At 56.3% G+C, this 17,869-nt stretch carries 12 protein-coding genes and 1 riboswitch; of the genes, 3 read left to right on the top strand and 9 right to left on the bottom strand.

Annotated elements, in window-relative coordinates:
- Nucleotides 1-216: 216 nt before the first annotated feature.
- The 6 genes from psiE to pgi form a co-directional block, all read right to left on the bottom strand.
- Nucleotides 217-615, bottom strand: coding sequence for a phosphate-starvation-inducible protein PsiE (gene psiE, locus FKM52_RS16525; protein WP_141177258.1), 399 nt, complete (start codon nucleotides 613-615; stop codon nucleotides 217-219).
- Between the two features lie 139 nt (nucleotides 616-754).
- Nucleotides 755-2,848 carry a YjbH domain-containing protein gene (locus FKM52_RS16520; protein WP_141177257.1) on the bottom strand — a complete coding sequence of 698 codons (2,094 nt, stop codon included), beginning with the start codon at nucleotides 2,846-2,848 and terminating at the stop codon, nucleotides 755-757.
- Nucleotides 2,848-3,591, bottom strand: a complete 744-nt coding sequence (locus FKM52_RS16515) for a capsule biosynthesis GfcC family protein (RefSeq protein WP_377090333.1) — start codon at nucleotides 3,589-3,591, stop codon at nucleotides 2,848-2,850. Before FKM52_RS16515 ends, FKM52_RS16520 begins: the two co-directional genes overlap by 1 nt.
- Nucleotides 3,585-4,232 carry a YjbF family lipoprotein gene (locus tag FKM52_RS16510; protein ID WP_141177255.1) on the bottom strand — a complete coding sequence of 216 codons (648 nt, stop codon included), beginning with the start codon at nucleotides 4,230-4,232 and terminating at the stop codon, nucleotides 3,585-3,587. Before FKM52_RS16510 ends, FKM52_RS16515 begins: the two co-directional genes overlap by 7 nt.
- Nucleotides 4,233-4,300: 68 nt before the next feature.
- On the bottom strand, nucleotides 4,301-4,564 hold the full coding sequence (gene yjbE, locus FKM52_RS16505) for an exopolysaccharide production protein YjbE (RefSeq protein WP_141177254.1): 264 nt from the start codon (nucleotides 4,562-4,564) through the stop codon (nucleotides 4,301-4,303).
- A 570-nt stretch (nucleotides 4,565-5,134) separates the two neighbouring features.
- Nucleotides 5,135-6,781 (bottom strand): glucose-6-phosphate isomerase, encoded by a 1,647-nt coding sequence (gene pgi, locus FKM52_RS16500; protein WP_141177253.1) that lies wholly within the window; start codon nucleotides 6,779-6,781, stop codon nucleotides 5,135-5,137.
- Nucleotides 6,782-7,361: 580 nt separating this feature from the next.
- A riboswitch (Lysine riboswitch) is annotated at nucleotides 7,362-7,555 on the top strand.
- Between the two features lie 84 nt (nucleotides 7,556-7,639).
- Here pgi and lysC point away from each other — a divergent pair.
- The 3 genes from lysC (at nucleotide 7,640) to panS (ending at nucleotide 10,996) form a co-directional block, all read left to right on the top strand.
- Nucleotides 7,640-8,998: a lysine-sensitive aspartokinase 3 gene (gene lysC / locus FKM52_RS16495; RefSeq protein ID WP_141177252.1), complete on the top strand. Its 1,359-nt coding sequence runs from the start codon at nucleotides 7,640-7,642 to the stop codon at nucleotides 8,996-8,998.
- Nucleotides 8,999-9,226: 228 nt separating this feature from the next.
- Nucleotides 9,227-9,922, top strand: coding sequence for an aquaporin Z (aqpZ, locus tag FKM52_RS16490; RefSeq protein WP_141177251.1), 696 nt, complete (start codon nucleotides 9,227-9,229; stop codon nucleotides 9,920-9,922).
- Between the two features lie 150 nt (nucleotides 9,923-10,072).
- Nucleotides 10,073-10,996, top strand: coding sequence for a ketopantoate/pantoate/pantothenate transporter PanS (gene panS / locus FKM52_RS16485; RefSeq protein ID WP_141177250.1), 924 nt, complete (start codon nucleotides 10,073-10,075; stop codon nucleotides 10,994-10,996).
- A gap of 59 nt (nucleotides 10,997-11,055) precedes the next feature.
- On the opposite strand, the gene FKM52_RS16480 is transcribed toward panS, so the two are convergent.
- The 3 genes from FKM52_RS16480 to metA all read right to left on the bottom strand — a co-directional run bounded on the left by FKM52_RS16480 (nucleotide 11,056) and on the right by metA (nucleotide 17,754).
- Nucleotides 11,056-12,681: a Na/Pi cotransporter family protein gene (locus FKM52_RS16480; RefSeq protein ID WP_141177249.1), complete on the bottom strand. Its 1,626-nt coding sequence runs from the start codon at nucleotides 12,679-12,681 to the stop codon at nucleotides 11,056-11,058.
- A 303-nt stretch (nucleotides 12,682-12,984) separates the two neighbouring features.
- Nucleotides 12,985-16,668, bottom strand: coding sequence for a methionine synthase (gene metH, locus FKM52_RS16475; protein ID WP_141177248.1), 3,684 nt, complete (start codon nucleotides 16,666-16,668; stop codon nucleotides 12,985-12,987).
- A 156-nt stretch (nucleotides 16,669-16,824) separates the two neighbouring features.
- Nucleotides 16,825-17,754, bottom strand: coding sequence for a homoserine O-acetyltransferase MetA (gene metA / locus FKM52_RS16470; protein WP_141177247.1), 930 nt, complete (start codon nucleotides 17,752-17,754; stop codon nucleotides 16,825-16,827).
- Nucleotides 17,755-17,869 lie beyond the last annotated feature (115 nt).

The raw sequence follows: 17,869 nt of genomic DNA, 5'->3' as shown, positions 1-17,869 counted from the left end.
TTGTTTCCTGTGTTTTTCCGGCGGCCTGACGGCCGCCTTTTTTTACGGTTCTACAGCGGCGCTGGCGCAGGAAATAAGAGAGCACAGATAAATACGGGCGCATAGCGTAAATGGAAAGGTTAACCTTGCTGCCGTCGCCTCTGGCTGCGGACGGCTGATAAACCTGCCTGACGGGCCATTCAGCTGCTACTTTCAGGCGAAAGCAGGCCGCCATTATTACTCACGCTTCAGGCGGTTACTGTTCGCCAGCCACAGCGTTACCACTAAAATAAGAATCGCTGCGGAATAGCAGAGCGTATCAAACGGATTTTTATGATCGACAACGATGAGCCGGATAATCGCCGTAATGCCGATATAGACAAAATAGCGCAGCGGGAAATGAAATCCTGACTGGAAATATTTTACGATCAGCGCGATGAATTCAAAATAAAGGAACCAGATAACGATGCCTTCCACTAACAGATAGGCAGAGGCCGCCTCGCCGGTATTCAGCAATACGTTTGCCAGGTGAATCGTCTCTTTTCCTAAAAAAACAATTAAAATAATCGCCAGAATCAACAGGCCGGCATTTAATACCCACTGTAGCGCCGCGGCGATGAATTTTTCGCTTACCATAAAAGCTTCCTGTTAAAGATGGCTCAACGCGTCAGCTAAGCCGGACGGGCATCATGACATAACGTGAGCAAGATCACAGTATAGTCACAATAAAATAAAAAACGCCCTTAATAACCTTATTGTTGTAAAGGTTTAATGGCTAGCGGAAGTTTATGTCGCGATCGCTGGTCATATCATACAGGCGATGCTTACGCATCAGCATCTGCCCACCATCTCGCGTCAGCGGCTCCCAGCCAATCCGCGCTTTTCCACGGTTATGCGTGGCGGTAAACAGCTCCATCGGCACTGAAATATAAAAACCTTTGGTAAAATCGCCTTCGCCATACTCCTCACGGGAGACGTTAGTCAGCGTGACATAAGCCCCCACGCTAACGCCGCTGGCGAAGCGCTTCGAAATATCAAGCGTGCCGCCTTTATCCTGCGCCAGATATTGTCCCACGCTCATTTTCACCAGTACGTCATCCATAAATCCGGGCTGCCAGTAAGCGGTAAGATGTCCCGTTGACGCCCTGTAGCGGGTAAAGCGCATCATATTGTCCCAGTCGCGCTGCTTCACGTAGTTTGCATCCAGGCCAACCGCCCAGCGGCTGTCCAGCGGCCGATAAAGTACCTCGGCGCCCGCGCCGCCGTACATGGTCTCCAGATAACCGCCATAGAGCTGCGCATAGATACCGTTACCGAGATAGCGGAACCCGTTCATTTGCAGGTTATTCAGATAGAAATCATTTTTCACATAGTCACGAATATGGGTACGCACCCGCGGCAGCGCGGAGTCGGCGGGCCGTCCATCATATTTAAAGCGGTCATAATTATTCGTCACGTCGGCAAAGAAGCCGCCGCCCACCAACAGCTGCCGGCTCAGCCAGTAGTCGGCATGGCCGCCAATGCCGGCCTGATACATGTAAAAGCTTTCCGGGCCGCCAAACGACTGGTTCAGTACCGGCGCCAGGCCATAGCTAAAGCGATCTTTTTCGATGTAATAGCCCTGCTCGGTTTTTCCCGTCTCGACAGGATCGATGCGTCGCTGTTGCAGCGGCTGTTCATGCCCCAGCGGGTAGCCATCAAGCTGCTGATACAGGCTGCTCACCTGCGTTTCCGTAGTCACCTGCGGCAGGTTGTAACGTGTCTGCGTCACGCGTAGCGTATCGATATCTGCCGGCAGATGGTTGATTAAAATCAGGTTGGCCCGATCGACGCCCTCCTGCGTATCCCGATATTTAACCTGCTCGCCCGTGACATACAGCGTGCGCTGTTTAATTTGCAGGTTTGGCGCATCGAAACCGGCATTATATTTCAGCGCCATTAGCTGACTGGCGACCACCGTATGCTGCAGGATTGCCGCCTGCGGCTGCGGCCGCCACTCTGGTTTCGCCTGGTCAAAATGGGGCGTATGCAGTTGGTTAAAGTTGGTATGCAGCGTAACGCCAAAGGTTAAGGTGTCGCCTCGCTGATAGCCGACGTTGATATCGGCCCAGTCGCTAAGGCGGTAAATAGCGCCGACGTTTATCCGGCTGCGCTGAGCCAGCTGCCCGGCATAGTCATCGCGATAATCATTGCCCTCATACTCCAGCTTCAGGCGCAGCGGCTGCCACGGCGTTTGGTACTCCATACCGCCAAAGATCGAGGCGGGACCTTTAAACAGCTCATCGCCGTTAACCGCAGTGGTCGATCCCGAAACGTTGCGGCGGCGACAGAACTTATCGTCATAGCGACAGAATGGATTTTTAATGTTGCCGCCGTTACCGATATAACCCCAGCCGATGCCCAGCGTAAAATCGAGCGGACCCCAGGCTTTGCTGGCAACCAGATATTCACTGTCAAACAGTCCGGTTCCGGCCAGATCGCGCGTTCCCGCCGCCACTTCCGGCAGCCAGTAATCTTCCTGCCACAGGCGTAGCTTAAAATCGAACGCTTTATCTTTATAGGTTTGATCGCCGCTGAAGCTGGCGGAGCTGCTGTACCGCCGCGTACGAACATCGCTATAGCGCACGCTGGCCTCCAGCCAGGGGAAAACCGCCATCGATACGGAATAGAAGCGGTACTGATCGTTATCGCGATAGTTAAGGCTGAACTCGCCCTCTTGCGCCATGCGCGCCGTTGGCGTCTGCAGCAGGCCGACGCCGCCGAAATCGGACTGGGAGGGCCGCAGCGGTTCATCCCAGGCGGCGGCCTGCACGTGACAGACGGCGGCGACAGAAACAGCCATCAGGCTGGGAAGCAGATATTTCTTCATCAGTCAGGCACCCGCTGCGTCAAAATGGTCACAATCTGTGAATTCAGATCGCGCAGCTCATCCGGCAGCGCCGGGCGCGAGAAGCCGATAAAAATAGTGCTGCCAGGCATCACTTCAACATGGCGATGGTTCCAGTAGGCTACCGGCACCGTCTGGGTAGCGCCGTCTGGCGCAATAACGATCGCCTGATTCATCTCCGCGCCGCTTAACCGCGTATGGCCTTGCAGGTAGTCGCGCGTATCGCCTCCCGGCCGCCAGCTCGTCTTGCCGTCGTTGCTGATAGCGCCCATCAGCGTAACGGTATCGGGACGACGCAGCGTGTAGAGGTGGTATTCGCCTTCCAGGCGGCGATTTGCCTCTGGATGCAGCCGTATCCAGTCAGGATCGAGCACGGTAAATTGCCGCCCGGTTACCCGCACCTTACTCAGCTGCTGAATAACGGCATTGACGGCGGCGGCACGGTCGCCCTGTTCGCTTGCCGCCCAGCCACGCAGGCGCGCGAGCGTTTGCCGATAGTGCTGTTGCGCCGCCGCGCTCGCCAGAGGCTCAGCAATTACCGTGCCGGGCCACCAGCTGCGCTGCGCCAGCGCCGGGCTGGTAGTCAGCTGCAGCAGCCTTTCGGCATCTTTCACCACGGCGGCGGCGGCGGTATGGGGGTAATGGACGATCACCTGGCTTGCCGCCAGCGCATCAGACGTCAGGCCGCATGCCATTGCGGTCAGAAAGAGAGAGATTCTCATGATATCACCGGCTTCAGCAGGGTAATATCAACCGTCAGCGCCCCAGCGCCGGGGTTTTGCACGCTCTGGCGCACCTCGCCGCTGGCGCTGTCGATCCAGAAGGTGTTCTGCCAGCGGGCGCCGCTGGCTGCCACACTAACCTTTTCATGCCAGACGCGGCAGGCGATATCCCGTCCGGCGATGTGCAGCACTTGATCCTCGCCGCGCTGGAAACGCGAGGTGGCCAGCGCCGATCGCAGGCGGTTTTTTGTCGTCCAGCTCAGAACGCGCGTCCAGCCGTCGCCTTCCTGTATCAGCAGCGGCCGGGCGAGCGGATCCTGCGTCAGATTAGTCACTTCCAGCAGGTTATCGCTCAGTCCCAACGTTTTGATCAGCCGCCCGTTTTGCGTAACCAGCATCGCACGGTCCTGCGTGATCCACTTATGCTGGCCGTTTTCGGCATAGCCGAGCACCAGAAAGAGACGCTGACCCTGATTAACACGGAGATAGATGCTGGCATAAGGCAGCGACTGAATGCGTTCAACCGGTACGGTGACATCATCCAGCCCGGCAAATGCCTGCTTAACACTTTCCATCAGTCCCTGCTGCGCTGGCGTACAGGCCTGGAGCAGCAGGCAAAAAAACAGCAACAGAATATGGCGCACTCTGGCATCCTTGCGTCGATGGTGCGAAATGAAAAAACAGCCGCGTCAACGTGACGACGGTTAATAAACTAGCGTCTTGTTCCTGTGGTGGTGGTAGTGGTGCCGGTATTGGCGCTATCGCCGCCGCCGATAGCCGCCACGCCGGCGCCTAACAGTGAACCAGTGACGCCGACCCCGGCGTAGCTGGCGCTGCCTGTAGAAATGGCGCCGGCCTTTTCACCCGCCGCGATACCGGCGACGTCCCCTGCCGCAGCTCCCGCGGCTGCCGCCGATGTAGTCAAAAAAGTAGCTAAAACCAGCGCAATGGCGCTAACGTCAGATAAATTTTTCATAGTAAATTTCTTACAGTTTTTATAATGAGCACTCCTTTATCAGCTGAATGAATAAAGGAACCGATTACTTTCGGCGCTCTGCCGTTTCGGGCATAAACTATCAGAAATTATGAGATCGCCAGAAAAGAGAATAAGAGTTATTGATAGTGAAACATTCTTAATTATCTTTATTTTTTAGCGCAACAGTAGTTAATCAAGAGATAAGATTGAATTATTGTCCTGCCAAAAACTTAATTATTGAAATAACGTAAATTAATTTCTTTTTAGCTTAACAAACAGGTACTGCGGGTAATTTCATAAGCAACCTTTACTAAATGAGGCTGTCTTTCAAAAAGTTACGTTAATTTCCTGGTAGTTTTGACGACATCTTAGCGGTGGGATTGAGAAATAACAGGCTGGCGGTTTGCGCTATTTATCGTCGTTTCAGCAGCTCTCCGCAGCTGAATTTTCACTAACTTCAGGACGCAGGATATTGGGCAGGCCTTAGCCGATCGCCAGAGTAAAAAAAGATATTATCGTGCCGGATAAAAAAGGCGCCGCAAAGGCGCCCTTCAGAAGGAGTGCGGCAGCTTAACGCCAGGCTTTATAGCGATTAATCAGGCCGTTAGTTGAGCTGTCATGGCTGCTGACATGACCTGCATCTTTCAATTCAGGCAGGATACGGTTCGCCAGCTGTTTGCCCAGCTCTACGCCCCACTGATCGAAAGTGAAAATGTTAAGAATCGCGCCCTGGGTAAAGATCTTATGCTCATACAGCGCAATTAATGCTCCCAGGCTGTAGGGCGTAATCTCACGCAGCAGAATAGAGTTCGTCGGGCGGTTGCCCTCAAACACCTTAAACGGCACGATGTGCTCGACGGATTTAGCATCCTTACCCGCATCGGCAAACTCTTTCTCCACTACTTCGCGGGATTTACCGAAGGCCAGCGCCTCGGTCTGCGCAAAGAAGTTAGAGAGCAGCTTGTCGTGGTGATCGCCTAACTGATTGTGGGTAATGGCCGGCGCGATGAAATCGCAGGGAACCAGCTTGGTGCCCTGATGAATCAGCTGATAAAACGCGTGCTGGCCGTTGGTGCCCGGCTCACCCCAAATGATGGGGCCGGTCTGCCAGGTAACCGGGTTGCCTTCGCGGTCAACGTATTTACCGTTGGATTCCATGTTGCCCTGCTGGAAATAAGCCGCAAAGCGATGCATGTACTGATCGTAAGGCAGAATCGCTTCCGTTTCCGCGCCAAAAAAGTTGTTGTACCAGATGCCGATCAGTGCCAGCAGCACCGGCAGATTCTGTTCCGCCGGCGTTTCTGCAAAATGCTTGTCCATCGCGTGCGCGCCGCTCAGCAGCTGCACGAAGTTATCAAAACCGACTGACAGGATGATAGAAAGACCGATCGCAGACCACAGAGAATAGCGACCGCCAACCCAGTCCCAGAATTCAAACATGTTGGCGGTATCGATACCGAACTTCGCCACTTCTTGCGCATTGGTAGAGAGCGCGGCAAAGTGTTTCGCCACATGCTGCTCATCGCCCGCCGCCTTCAGGAACCAGTCGCGCGCGCTATGGGCGTTGGTCATGGTTTCCTGAGTGGTAAACGTTTTAGAGGCCACGAGGAACAGGGTGGTTTCCGGGCTGACTTTTTTCAGCGTTTCCGCGATATGGGTGCCGTCGACGTTGGAAACAAAATGCATGTTCAGGTGATTTTTGTACGGGCGCAGCGCTTCGGTCACCATATAGGGGCCGAGATCGGAGCCGCCGATGCCGATATTCACCACGTCAGTGATCGGTTTGCCGGTATAGCCTTTCCATTCACCGCTGATGATGCGTTCCGAAAACGCCTGCATTTTATCCAGTACGGCGTTCACTTCCGGCATCACATCTTTACCATCAACCATAATCGGCGTGTTGCTGCGGTTGCGCAGGGCAACGTGCAGTACCGCGCGATCCTCGGTGCGGTTGATTTTCTCGCCGGCGAACATCGATTTGATCGCGCCTGCCAGATCGGTTTCCCGCGCCAGCGCCTGCAGTTTATCCAGGGTTTCGGAAGTGATGCGGTTTTTTGAGAAATCCACCAGCATCTGGTCGTCAAAGGTGGCGGAGAATTTCGCAAAACGATCGCTGTCCTGAGCAAACAGCTCGGCAATGCGTACATCTTTCATCTGTTCGTAATGCTGCTGCAGGGCTTGCCAGGCAGCAGTTTGCGTCGGATTGATATTTTTCATGGCAACACTCTTATGTTTAACAACCGTAATTCAGGCTGCGGCGATGTCAGCCGCCAGGTATTTCAGTATGACGACTCTTACCGTTGAAGGAAAAATTTTTATACCGCTTTCTGCTTCGCCGCTGCCGGCCAGTATCCGCATCAGCGCGGCAAACGCCTGACGGAGAGCCTGGCCGCCGCGGCTTGCGGCTATCCGATCGCGGCTGGTTTTCGGAATCCTACCCGGTTCGATAACGCACATTTTGCTCGCCGATGCGCTCGCGCCCGCTGAAAGCGCGCGCCGCACCGCTGCCGTTACGGCAGCAATAACGAAAGCGAAGGCCGCCGTTTGCTGGCGCTATTTTTACGCAGCCGCGGCCGTCTTTCATTGTGCTGCATCAGCAAGCTGAATCATTTCAACAAGGTAATTTAACGCCAGATAGTGCTTAAATTCCCTTAAATTAGCCAGCGCGCCGCCTTTAACCGGCGGCAGCGCCGGATTAACCCACACGCAAGGGTAAGATGAGAAATCTTCAAACGCCAGGCGTTGACAGCGGAACCATAACCCGATATTTGTAAATGGTTACTTGCGCAGCAGTGCGCAAGCCAGAAGAGGCGCGTCGCCCAGGCAGTGTGTTGGAGGAGCCGTATCCGGTGAAAACACATCAGGGGGAGCGACGCCGAGGCGGAAAATCCACGGCGGAGGATCTGTCGGCTGCAGGGGCTGAATCCCCTGGGTTGTCACCAGGCGCGTGCGACAGTCGGACGCGCCGCAAGGTGGAGCGCTTCTGGGTGCTCGTAGCTGTTCCTCTCTACGCCTGCTCCCGTCTCTGCTTCCCTTGTGCCAAGGCTGCCAGAATAAACCTGACACGGGGTCACTATGTCTCACACTGATTTGATCGTTGCAAAATTTGGCGGCACCAGCGTTGCCGATTTTACCGCTATGAGCCGCAGCGCCGGGGTGGTGCTGGCTGACGCCAGGGTACGCCTGGTGGTGCTTTCCGCCTCCGCCGGTATTACCAACCTGTTGGTTGCGCTGGCCGAAGGCCAGCCGCCGGCGCAGCGCGATGCTCTGCTTGAAGATATCCGTAATATTCAGTACGCGATTATCAATCGGCTACAGCAGCCGCAGGTGATTCGCGAAGAGATCGATCGGATGCTGGAAAATATCGCCATACTGGCGGAAGCGGCAGCGCAGGCCGCTTCCGCCGCGCTGACCGATGAGCTGGTCAGCCACGGCGAGCTGATGTCATCCCTGCTGTTTGTAGAGATCCTGCGCGAACGCAACGTCGCCGCCGAATGGTTCGACGTGCGCAAAATTATGCGCACCAGCGATCGTTTTGGCCGCGCCGAACCGGACGTTAACGCGCTGGCCGAGCTAAGCCGCCTGCAGCTGCGCCCGCGACTGGCAGAGGCGCTGGTAATTACTCAGGGCTTTATCGGCAGCGAGGCGAAAGGCCGCACTACCACCCTTGGCCGCGGCGGCAGCGACTACACCGCCGCGCTGCTGGGCGAAGCGCTCCAGGCGCAGCGTATCGATATCTGGACCGACGTACCGGGCATCTACTCTACCGATCCGCGCATTGTGCCGGCGGCGCGCCGCATCGATCAGATTACATTTGAAGAAGCGGCGGAAATGGCGACCTTCGGGGCGAAGGTGCTGCATCCGGCGACGCTGCTGCCGGCGGTACGCAGCGACATTCCGGTATTTGTCGGCTCCAGCAAAGATCCTGAGGCTGGCGGCACCCTGGTCTGCAACCGCACGGAAAATCCGCCGCTGTTCCGGGCGCTGGCGCTGCGCCGCAAACAAACGCTGCTTACCCTGCACAGTCTGAATATGCTGCACGCCCGCGGTTTCCTCGCCGAGGTTTTCGCTATTCTGGCGCGCCACCATATTTCCGTCGATCTGATTACCACCTCGGAAGTGAGCGTCGCGCTGACGCTGGATACCACCGGCTCTACTTCAACCGGCGACAGCCTGCTGACGCAGGCGCTGCTGACCGAGCTTTCTTCGCTCTGCCGGGTTGAGGTAGAAGAAAATCTGGCGCTGGTAGCGTTAATCGGCAACAAGCTGTCGCAGGCGTGCGGCGTAGGCAAGGAGGTGTTCGGCGTGCTGGAGCCGTTTAATCTGCGCATGATTTGCTACGGCGCCAGCAGCTATAACCTCTGTTTCCTGGTGCCGGGAAACGACGCCGAGCAGGTGGTTCGTACGCTGCATCATAATCTGTTTAAATGCTGAAACCAGCGCGGGTGCCGGTCACTTTCCGGCATCCTTTCTTTTTATCCCGTTCACAACGCCACCGTTTATTTTTCCCTTTTCCTGCGCTTTTCCCGGCGGCAAAAAGCAAGACTTGTCTCGAATATCGCCCTACGGGCCGCTAACCGACGGCAAAACACGTATAAAGATTGCAGTCTTTGAACAGACAAAGATAATGCGCTGCGCTGGATATAAATAAAATGAGGGATCATGATGCAAAAATTATTGGCTGAATTTTTAGGGACGTTTGTGCTGGTTCTGGGCGGTTGCGGCAGTGCGGTACTGGCCGCTGGCTGGCCTGAACTGGGAATCGGTTTTGCTGGCGTTTCGCTGGCGTTTGGTCTGACGGTACTGACGATGGCTTACGCCGTCGGGCATATTTCCGGCGGACACTTCAACCCGGCCGTAACGCTGGGACTGTGGGCCGGCGGACGCTTTAGTGCCGCGCAGATCCTGCCCTATATTATTTTCCAGGTGCTGGGCGCCATCGCCGCCGGCGGCGTGCTGTGGCTGATCGCCAGCGGCAAAGCGGGATTTGACCTTGATGTTCACGGCTTCGCCGCTAACGGCTACGGCGACTACTCGCCCGGCGGCTATTCGCTGTTCGCCTGTATGTTAGTAGAAGCCGTACTGACCGCCATTTTCCTGGTGGTGATTATGGGCGCTACCGATAAACATGCGCCGGCAGGCTTCGCGCCGTTGGCTATCGGCCTGGCGCTGACCCTGATCCATCTGGTCAGCATTCCGGTCACCAACACTTCCGTCAACCCGGCGCGCAGTACCGGCGTTGCGCTCTATCAGGGCGGCTGGGCTATCGAGCAGCTGTGGATGTTCTGGTTGATTCCGCTGGCTGGCGGCGTCGTTGGCGGTCTGGTTTACCGTTTTCTGCTGCAAAACAAGGCATAAACTCGCTTTTCCGGGGCGGCGTCCGGTCGCCCCTTTACCCTTTCTTCCTTAATGCTATGATTTTTGTTCGCTTTTTACCCAGATTCCGGGTGCAGGCGCACGTTGTCTACTGGCAAACCAACATCTCATTCTTATAAGGAAGTCTGGCCTATGCTCGCCAAAATCACCCGGCTGTTCCCGCTGTGGGCTGTGTTGCTCTCTGCGGCAGCCTGTTATTCACCCTCCACCTTTCTCGGCATCGGCCCCTGGGTATCTTACCTGCTGATGATTATTATGTTTGCCATGGGCGTGACCCTGAACATTAATGATTTCAGGCGCGTGCTGGTACGTCCGGCGCCGGTTATCGCCGGCACCTTTCTGCACTATCTGGTGATGCCGCTGGCCGCCTGGCTGCTGGCGAAACTGTTTCAAATGCCGCCCGATCTGGCGGCGGGCATGATTCTGGTCGGCAGCGTCGCCAGCGGCACCGCCTCCAACGTGATGATCTATCTGGCCAGGGGCGATGTGGCGCTGTCGGTAACCATCTCGTCAGTTTCCGCGCTGGTCGGTATTTTCGCTACCCCGCTGCTGACGCGTCTGTATGTTGATACCCGAATAGCAGTGGATGTGATGGGTATGCTGCTCAGCATTATAAAAATCGTGGCGATCCCGATTGCTCTCGGCCTGATTATCCATCACAGCATGAACAAGCTGGTTAAACGTATCGAACCCTGGCTGCCCGCTTTTTCAATGATCGCCATTCTGCTGATTATCAGCGCCGTGGTAGCCGGCAGCCAGGGATTTATCGGCTCGGTTGGGCTGGTGACCATTGTTGCAGTGATGCTGCACAACGCCACCGGCCTGCTCGGCGGCTACTGGGGCGGCAAACTGTTTGGCTTTGATGAATCCACCTGCCGTACGCTGGCGCTGGAGGTCGGTATGCAGAACTCCGGGCTGGCGGCAACGCTGGGCAAACTTTACTTCTCGCCGCTGGCGGCGCTGCCCGGCGCGCTGTTCTCCGTCTGGCATAATCTCTCCGGCTCGCTGCTGGCAGGCTACTGGTCAGGTAAGCCGGTTACCGATAAGCAGGCGTAAAACCTGGCGGTTCGTCCCGCGCTGCGCTGCGCGGGATATTTACGTCCCAGCATGCCTTCTTACTCTTCATCCCGCTCATCGTCCGGCTGCTCCAGCACGCTGTAGGCCACCGCGCAAAACAGTGAATTCAGACGCTTCATATCGCCCAGCAGCCCCAGATGCAGCGAGCTGGTTTCAATACTCTGCACGTTTTTTTGATGCAGCCGATCGACATGGGCGTGGGAAAAACGACGGATCATCATGCGCAGGCGATGCTTGGCGCGGCGCAGCCGCTTCGCGCTGGCGATATCGCGCGACAGAAACACTGACAGCGCCAGCCGCAGGTTATTCAGTAACTGTTCCTGCAGCTGATCCAGCTCTTTTAGCCCTTCCGGTGAAAAGGCGCGGCGCGCCGCCAGCGACTTATCGGCCACATCGCCGCTCATGCGCTCAATGATATCGCCCGCCTGCTCCAGGTTCAGCGCGGTTTCGATGATTTCCGCCCAGCGGCGCGAATCCTCTTCCGGCAGATCCTCTTTCGGCATGCGCGCCAGGTAGAGCTTAATCGCGGTATAGAGCACATCCACGTCATCATCCAGCCGCCGGATCTCACGATCCTGACGCGGTTCGCCGTGAATGACCTTACTGAAGTTGAACATCATCTGCTCCAGCACATCGCCCATGCGCAGCGTTTCGCGCGCCGCGTTTGCCAGCGCCAGCGCGGGCGTATCCAGCGCGCTGCGATCGAGATGCTTCGGCTTCAGGCGTTCGTCATTCTCCTGATCGTCACGGATCAGCCGTTTGCACAGCCGCGCCATCGGATCGGTAAAGGGCACCATAATGACGCAGCGGATCAGGTTGTAAAAGACGTGGAAGAAGATCACCAGCTCTTCATCATCTACCGGCAGCTTATCGAGCCAGGGCGCCAGCACATGTATAAAAGGCAGCACCAGCACGCAGCCGATCGCTTTAAACAGCAGGCTGCCGAGCGCGACGCGCTTGCCGGCGGCATTAGAGCCGCTGTTGTTCAGCATCGCCAGCAGGCCGCTGCCGAGGTTGGCGCCGATCACCAGACAGAGCGCCACCTGAAACGAGATCACGCCGGTAGCGGTTAAGGTGGCCGTCAACAACACCGCCGCCAGGCTGGAATAGCTGATAATGGCAAACACCGCGCCGATCAGCGCATCCAGCATGATATCGCCGGTCAGCGAGGAGAAAAGAACCTGCACGCCCGATGCCTGGGTAATCGGACGCGCCGCCTCCACCACCAGCTGCAGCGCCAGCAGAATCAAGCCTAAGCCGATACTGGCCCGCCCCAGCTGGCCGGCGCGCGACTGTTTGCGCCCAAGGAAAAACACCACGCCGAAAAAGATGAACAGTGGAGAAAGCCAGGAGAGATCGAAGGTCAGCACGCGCGCCATAATCGCCGTACCGACATCGGCGCCGAGAATAATAACCAGCGCGGGCGTCAGCCCCACCAGATTTTGCGCCACGAATGAGGTAACCAACAGCGTGGTGGCATTGCTGCTCTGCACCAGCGCCGTCACGCCGATGCCGGCAATAAAGGCCATCGGCTTCTTTTCTACGCTGCGGCTGAGCACGCGCCGCAGATCCGCGCCGTAAACGCGCATAATGCCGGTACGGACAATATGGGTGCCCCATACCAGCAGCGCGACGGCGGAAAGCAAATTAAGCAGGGTTAACACGACTATCAACTCCTTCGCGCCGGGCTAAAACCGTATCTGCTGCCTGCCTGGCGGAAAAGCTCAGCAACTGAAGAGACGCCTGCCCTTAAGCACGCCACAAAGGCATATTTTTAGCTTATTTTTCAGGCAAGTTAATACGGCGGCACTATTAAATGTAGACCAATCGCGCTAAGTGGAAGGTAAAGATAAGTTCAGCGGCAGACGGGCGCAGGTAAAGAAGCTATGCGCCAGCCGGGGCTGGCGTACAGGAACAGAAGGTTATCATGAGACATCAGGCCGGCGAGGCAGGCCTGATGTGGCGTCTTAATCCGCATCATAACCGAGATGCGGAGCCAGCCAGCGCTCTACTTCGCTGACCGCCATTCCTTTGCGCCTGGCATAGTCTTCAATCTGATCGCGCTGCAGCTGCGCCACGGCGAAGTAGCGGCTGTCAGGATGGCTGAAATACCAGCCGGAAACTGAGGCGCCGGGCCACATGGCGAAAGACTCGGTTAGCTTCATGCCGGTATGACGCTCCACCTCCAGCAGCTGCCAGATGGTGGCTTTCTCGGTATGCTCCGGACAGGCGGGATAGCCGGGAGCCGGGCGGATTCCCTGATAGTTTTCGCGGATCAGTTGTTCATTGCTCAGATTCTCATTGGCCGCGTAGCCCCAGATAACCTTGCGCACCCGCTCATGCAGGTACTCGGCAAAGGCTTCCGCCAGACGATCGGCCAGCGCTTTCACCATAATTTTATTGTAATCGTCGTGCTGACGCTCCCAGGCCTGCGCCAACGCATCCTCTTCCAGACCGCCGGTGACGGCGAAAGCGCCCAGATAGTCCGCCTTTCCGCTCGCCTTCGGCGCCACAAAATCCGCCAGGCAATAGTTCGCAAAGCCCACCTTTTCCGTTTGCTGGCGCAAATGATGGCTGACGGCGATAACCTGCGAGCGTGACTCATCGCGGTAGATTTCAATATCATCGCCTACGCGGTTGGCTGGAAAGATCCCCACCACGCCGCGCGGCGTTAAGCTGCCCTCCGCGCTCAGGCGATCCAGCATGGCGTTGGCGTCGGCGAACAGCCGCTGCGCCTCTTCTCCTACCACCTCATCTTCCAGAATGCGCGGGTATTTACCCGCCAGCGACCAGGTCATGAAAAAGGGCGTCCAGTCGATATAGTGACGCAGCGTGTCGATGGAGGCCCGTACTTCGCTGACGCCCAGACGATGCGCTACCGGCGGCGTGTAGCGCGTCCAGTCGAAGGCAAAATCATTGTCCCGCGCCGCCTGTAGCGTTACCGGCGGCGTACGCGGCTTTTTACGTCCGTGCTGTATGCGCACCGTTTCATACTCTTTACGCGTGCGGGCGATGAAACCGTCGCGCTGCGTTGGCGACAACAGCGCAGAGACCACGCCTACGGTGCGCGAAGCATTCTGCACGTAGACCGTCGGGCCGCTATAGTTCTGCTCAATTTTAACCGCGGTATGCGCCTTGGATGTGGTAGCGCCGCCAATCAGCAGCGGCAGCGTAAATCCCTGGCGCTCCATCTCTTTGGCGACGTTAACCATCTCATCCAGCGAAGGCGTGATCAGCCCCGACAGACCAATAATATCCGCCTGCTCTTCGCGGGCGGTTTTGAGAATTTTTTCGGTCGGCACCATAACGCCAAGATCGATGATTTCATAGTTATTGCACTGCAGCACCACGCCCACGATATTTTTACCGATATCGTGCACATCGCCTTTTACCGTCGCCAGCACGATCTTACCGTTGCTGCTGCCGACCGCCTTGCTGGCCTGAATGTAGGGTTCCAGCCAGGCCACCGCCTGTTTCATAACGCGCGCCGATTTCACCACCTGCGGCAGAAACATCTTCCCTTCGCCGAAGAGATCGCCGACGACGTTCATCCCGGCCATTAGCGGCCCTTCGATCACTTCAATCGGCCGATCGGCTTCCAGCCGCGCCGCCTCGGTATCCTCTTCGATAAATTCGGTGATACCTTTAACCAGCGAGTATTCCAGCCGCTTCGCCACGTCCCAGCTGCGCCATTCCGCCTGTGGCTTGTTGCTCTCATCCTCGCCTTTACTGCCGCGATATTTTTCCGCCAGATCCAGCAGGCGCTCGGTACTGTCGGCGCGCCGGTTTAAAATAACATCCTCAACCGCATCGCGCAGTTCGGCAGGCAGATCGTCATAGATTGCCAGCTGACCGGCGTTGACGATGCCCATATCCATACCGTTGCGGATGGCGTAATAGAGGAATACCGCGTGAATAGCTTCGCGAACCGCATCATTGCCGCGGAACGAGAATGAAACGTTGGAGACGCCGCCAGAGATCAGCGCGTGCGGCAGCTCGCGTTTGATATCTTCGCAGGCGCCGATAAAATCCATCGCGTAGTTATTATGCTCATCGATGCCGGTGGCAACGGCAAAGATGTTAGGATCGAAAATAATGTCTTCCGGCGGGAAACCCACCTTTTCCGTCAGGATCTGATAGGCCCGGCGGCAGATTTCAATTTTACGCGCTCGCGTGTCTGCCTGACCTTCTTCATCAAAGGCCATGACCACCATCGCCGCGCCGTAACGCCGCACCAGCCGCGCATGTTCGATAAAGGCGGCCACGCCCTCTTTCATTGAGATGGAGTTGACGATGCCTTTACCCTGGATGCAGCGTAAGCCTTTTTCGATCACTTCCCATTTGGAGGAGTCGATCATAATCGGCACGCGGGCAATATCCGGCTCGCCGGCAATCAAATTCAGGAAACGCACCATCGCCGCCTCGGCGTCGAGCATCCCTTCATCCATATTGATATCGATGATTTGCGCGCCGTTTTCTACCTGCTGCCGCGCGACGTCCAGCGCCTCGCTATATTTTTCTTCTTTAATCAGCCGCTTAAATTTCGCTGAGCCGGTAACGTTGGTACGCTCTCCGACGTTAACAAACAGCGAATCAGCGCCGATATTCAGCGGTTCAAGGCCGGAAAGACGACAGGCTACCGGCAGCTTTGGCAGTTTACGCGGCGCGATGCCTTCCACCGCGCGCGCCATCGCGGCGATATGCGCAGGCGTGGTGCCGCAGCAGCCGCCAACGATATTCAAAAAGCCGGCACGCGCCCATTCGCCAATCTGCTCCGCCATGACGGCGGCATCCAGATCGTACTCGCCAAAGGCGTTAGGCAAGCCGGCGTTGGGATGCGCGCTAACACAGCATTCGGCAAGACGCGACATCTCCGCCACATACTGACGCAGCTCATCCGGCCCCAGCGCGCAGTTCAAACCAAACGACAGCGGTTCGGCATGGCGCAGCGAGTTATAAAAAGCTTCGGTTGTCTGACCCGACAGCGTGCGCCCGGAGGCATCGGTAATGGTGCCGGAGATCATCAGCGGCAGCGTGACGCCCAGCGCTTCAAATTCGCTTTGGATAGCGAAAATGGCGGCTTTGGCGTTCAACGTGTCGAAGATGGTTTCGATCATCAACAGATCGACGCCGCCTTCGATCAGCGCGCGCGTGGATTCGCGGTAGGCAACAACCAGCTGTTCAAAGGTGATATTACGAAAGGCGGGATCGTTAACGTCCGGTGAAATAGAGCAGGTACGGTTAGTGGGGCCTAATACGCCAGCCACATAGCGTGGACGATGCGGCGTTTTAGCGCTCCATTGGTCAGCGCAGGCGCGAGCAAGCCTGGCCGCGGTGTAGTTAATCTCTGCCGATAGCGATTCCATCTGGTAATCCGCCATGGCGATCGTGGTGGCGTTAAAGGTGTTGGTTTCCAGAATGTCGGCGCCGGCTTCCAGATAGGCGCTGTGAATAGCTCGAATGATTTCCGGCTGCGTCAATACCAGCAGATCGTTATTCCCCTTCAGATCGCTGGGCCAGTCGGCAAAGCGCTCGCCGCGGTAATCATGTTCCTCCAGTCGATAGCTCTGGATCATGGTGCCCATCCCGCCATCCAGCACCATAATGCGCTGTGCCAGCTGCTGATGCAGCGCGTCGATTCTGTTATTCACTCTTATTTCACCTGTCTCATTGTACTTATCTCGCCTGCGACATATTGCAGCCCAAAGATAGCGAATCATACGCCGCGCTGCCTTGTTGTCGCCGATAACAATCGGCGCTCCGAAACGGCTGGCTGCTGCGCTTTTTCATTAGCGCAGCCTTTTTACCTAGTCGAGCGTGGGATTCATATGGCGTAAATCATAAGGTGTGATCTGGTAAACGTAATAGTTAAGCCAGTTGGAAAACAGCAGATTGCCGTGGCTGCGCCAGCTGGCGCGCGGCGGCAGCGCCGGGTTATCCTGCGGAAAATAGTTGCAGGGAATTACCGGGTTCAGCCCGGCCTCGCAGTCGCGCTGATATTCACCCGCCAGCGTTAGCGCATCATATTCCGGATGGCCGGTAACAAAAGCCAGGCGCTTATCCTTGCTGCCTAACAGGTAAGGCCCTGCCAGTTCAGATTCAGCGAAAATTTCCAGATCGGTATAGTCCCTGATCAGCTGCGCCGGAAAATCAGCGTAGCGTGAGTGTGGAGCAAGAAAGGTATCGTCGAAACCACGGGTCAACAACGCATGCGGTTGCAGCGTTTGATGCTCATAGACGCCTGACAGCTTGGTAGCCCTGGTCTGTTTTGGCAGCCCGTAGAGAATGTTGAGCGCAGCCTGTACCGCCCAACAGACAAACAGAGTTGAGGTGACATGCTCTTTAGCCCAGTGCAGTACGCGCTGGATCTGCGGCCAGTAGGCGACATCCTGAAAATCGACCAGGCCTAACGGCGCGCCGGTAACAATCAGGCCATCAAAGTTATCGTGAGCGATGTCCTCAAAATTACAGTAGAAGTTATTGAGGTGCTCCATCGGCGTATTACGCGATTCACGGCTGTCGATACGCAACAGCTGAATATCGATTTGTAGCGGCGAGTTAGAGAGCAGGCGCAAAAACTGGTTTTCCGTCTCGATCTTCTTCGGCATCAGATTCAGTACCAGCACTTTGAGCGGTCGAATTTCCTGAACGCTGGCGCGGGAATGGGTCATCACAAACACATTCTCATTACGCAGACAGTTTACGGCTGGCAGTTCATCGGGCACCCGAATCGGCATAACCTGTTTTCCTCACAATACACGTTTATACGTTTAGACATCCAGATGCCCAAAAATAACCTGTAGCGAGTAAAATGTCGAGTCTTCAGGCAGAAATTGAAAATGTTTCATACAA

The sequence above is a fragment of the Mixta tenebrionis genome, from assembly GCF_006517625.1.
Lineage (GTDB): Bacteria > Pseudomonadota > Gammaproteobacteria > Enterobacterales > Enterobacteriaceae > Mixta > Mixta tenebrionis.
This window is presented reverse-complemented; position numbering and strand designations above follow the sequence as displayed.

What these genes read in the sequence shown, in the direction of transcription:
- psiE (WP_141177258.1), bottom strand. Translation starts at nt 615, where the DNA reads ATGGTAAGCGAAAAATTCATCGCCGCGGCGCTACAGTGGGTATTAAAT.
- FKM52_RS16520 (WP_141177257.1), bottom strand. Translation starts at nt 2,848, where the DNA reads ATGAAGAAATATCTGCTTCCCAGCCTGATGGCTGTTTCTGTCGCCGCC.
- yjbE (WP_141177254.1), bottom strand. Translation starts at nt 4,564, where the DNA reads ATGAAAAATTTATCTGACGTTAGCGCCATTGCGCTGGTTTTAGCTACT.
- pgi (WP_141177253.1), bottom strand. Translation starts at nt 6,781, where the DNA reads ATGAAAAATATCAATCCGACGCAAACTGCTGCCTGGCAAGCCCTGCAG.
- lysC (WP_141177252.1), top strand. Translation starts at nt 7,640, where the DNA reads ATGTCTCACACTGATTTGATCGTTGCAAAATTTGGCGGCACCAGCGTT.
- aqpZ (WP_141177251.1), top strand. Translation starts at nt 9,227, where the DNA reads ATGATGCAAAAATTATTGGCTGAATTTTTAGGGACGTTTGTGCTGGTT.
- panS (WP_141177250.1), top strand. Translation starts at nt 10,073, where the DNA reads ATGCTCGCCAAAATCACCCGGCTGTTCCCGCTGTGGGCTGTGTTGCTC.
- metA (WP_141177247.1), bottom strand. Translation starts at nt 17,754, where the DNA reads ATGCCGATTCGGGTGCCCGATGAACTGCCAGCCGTAAACTGTCTGCGT.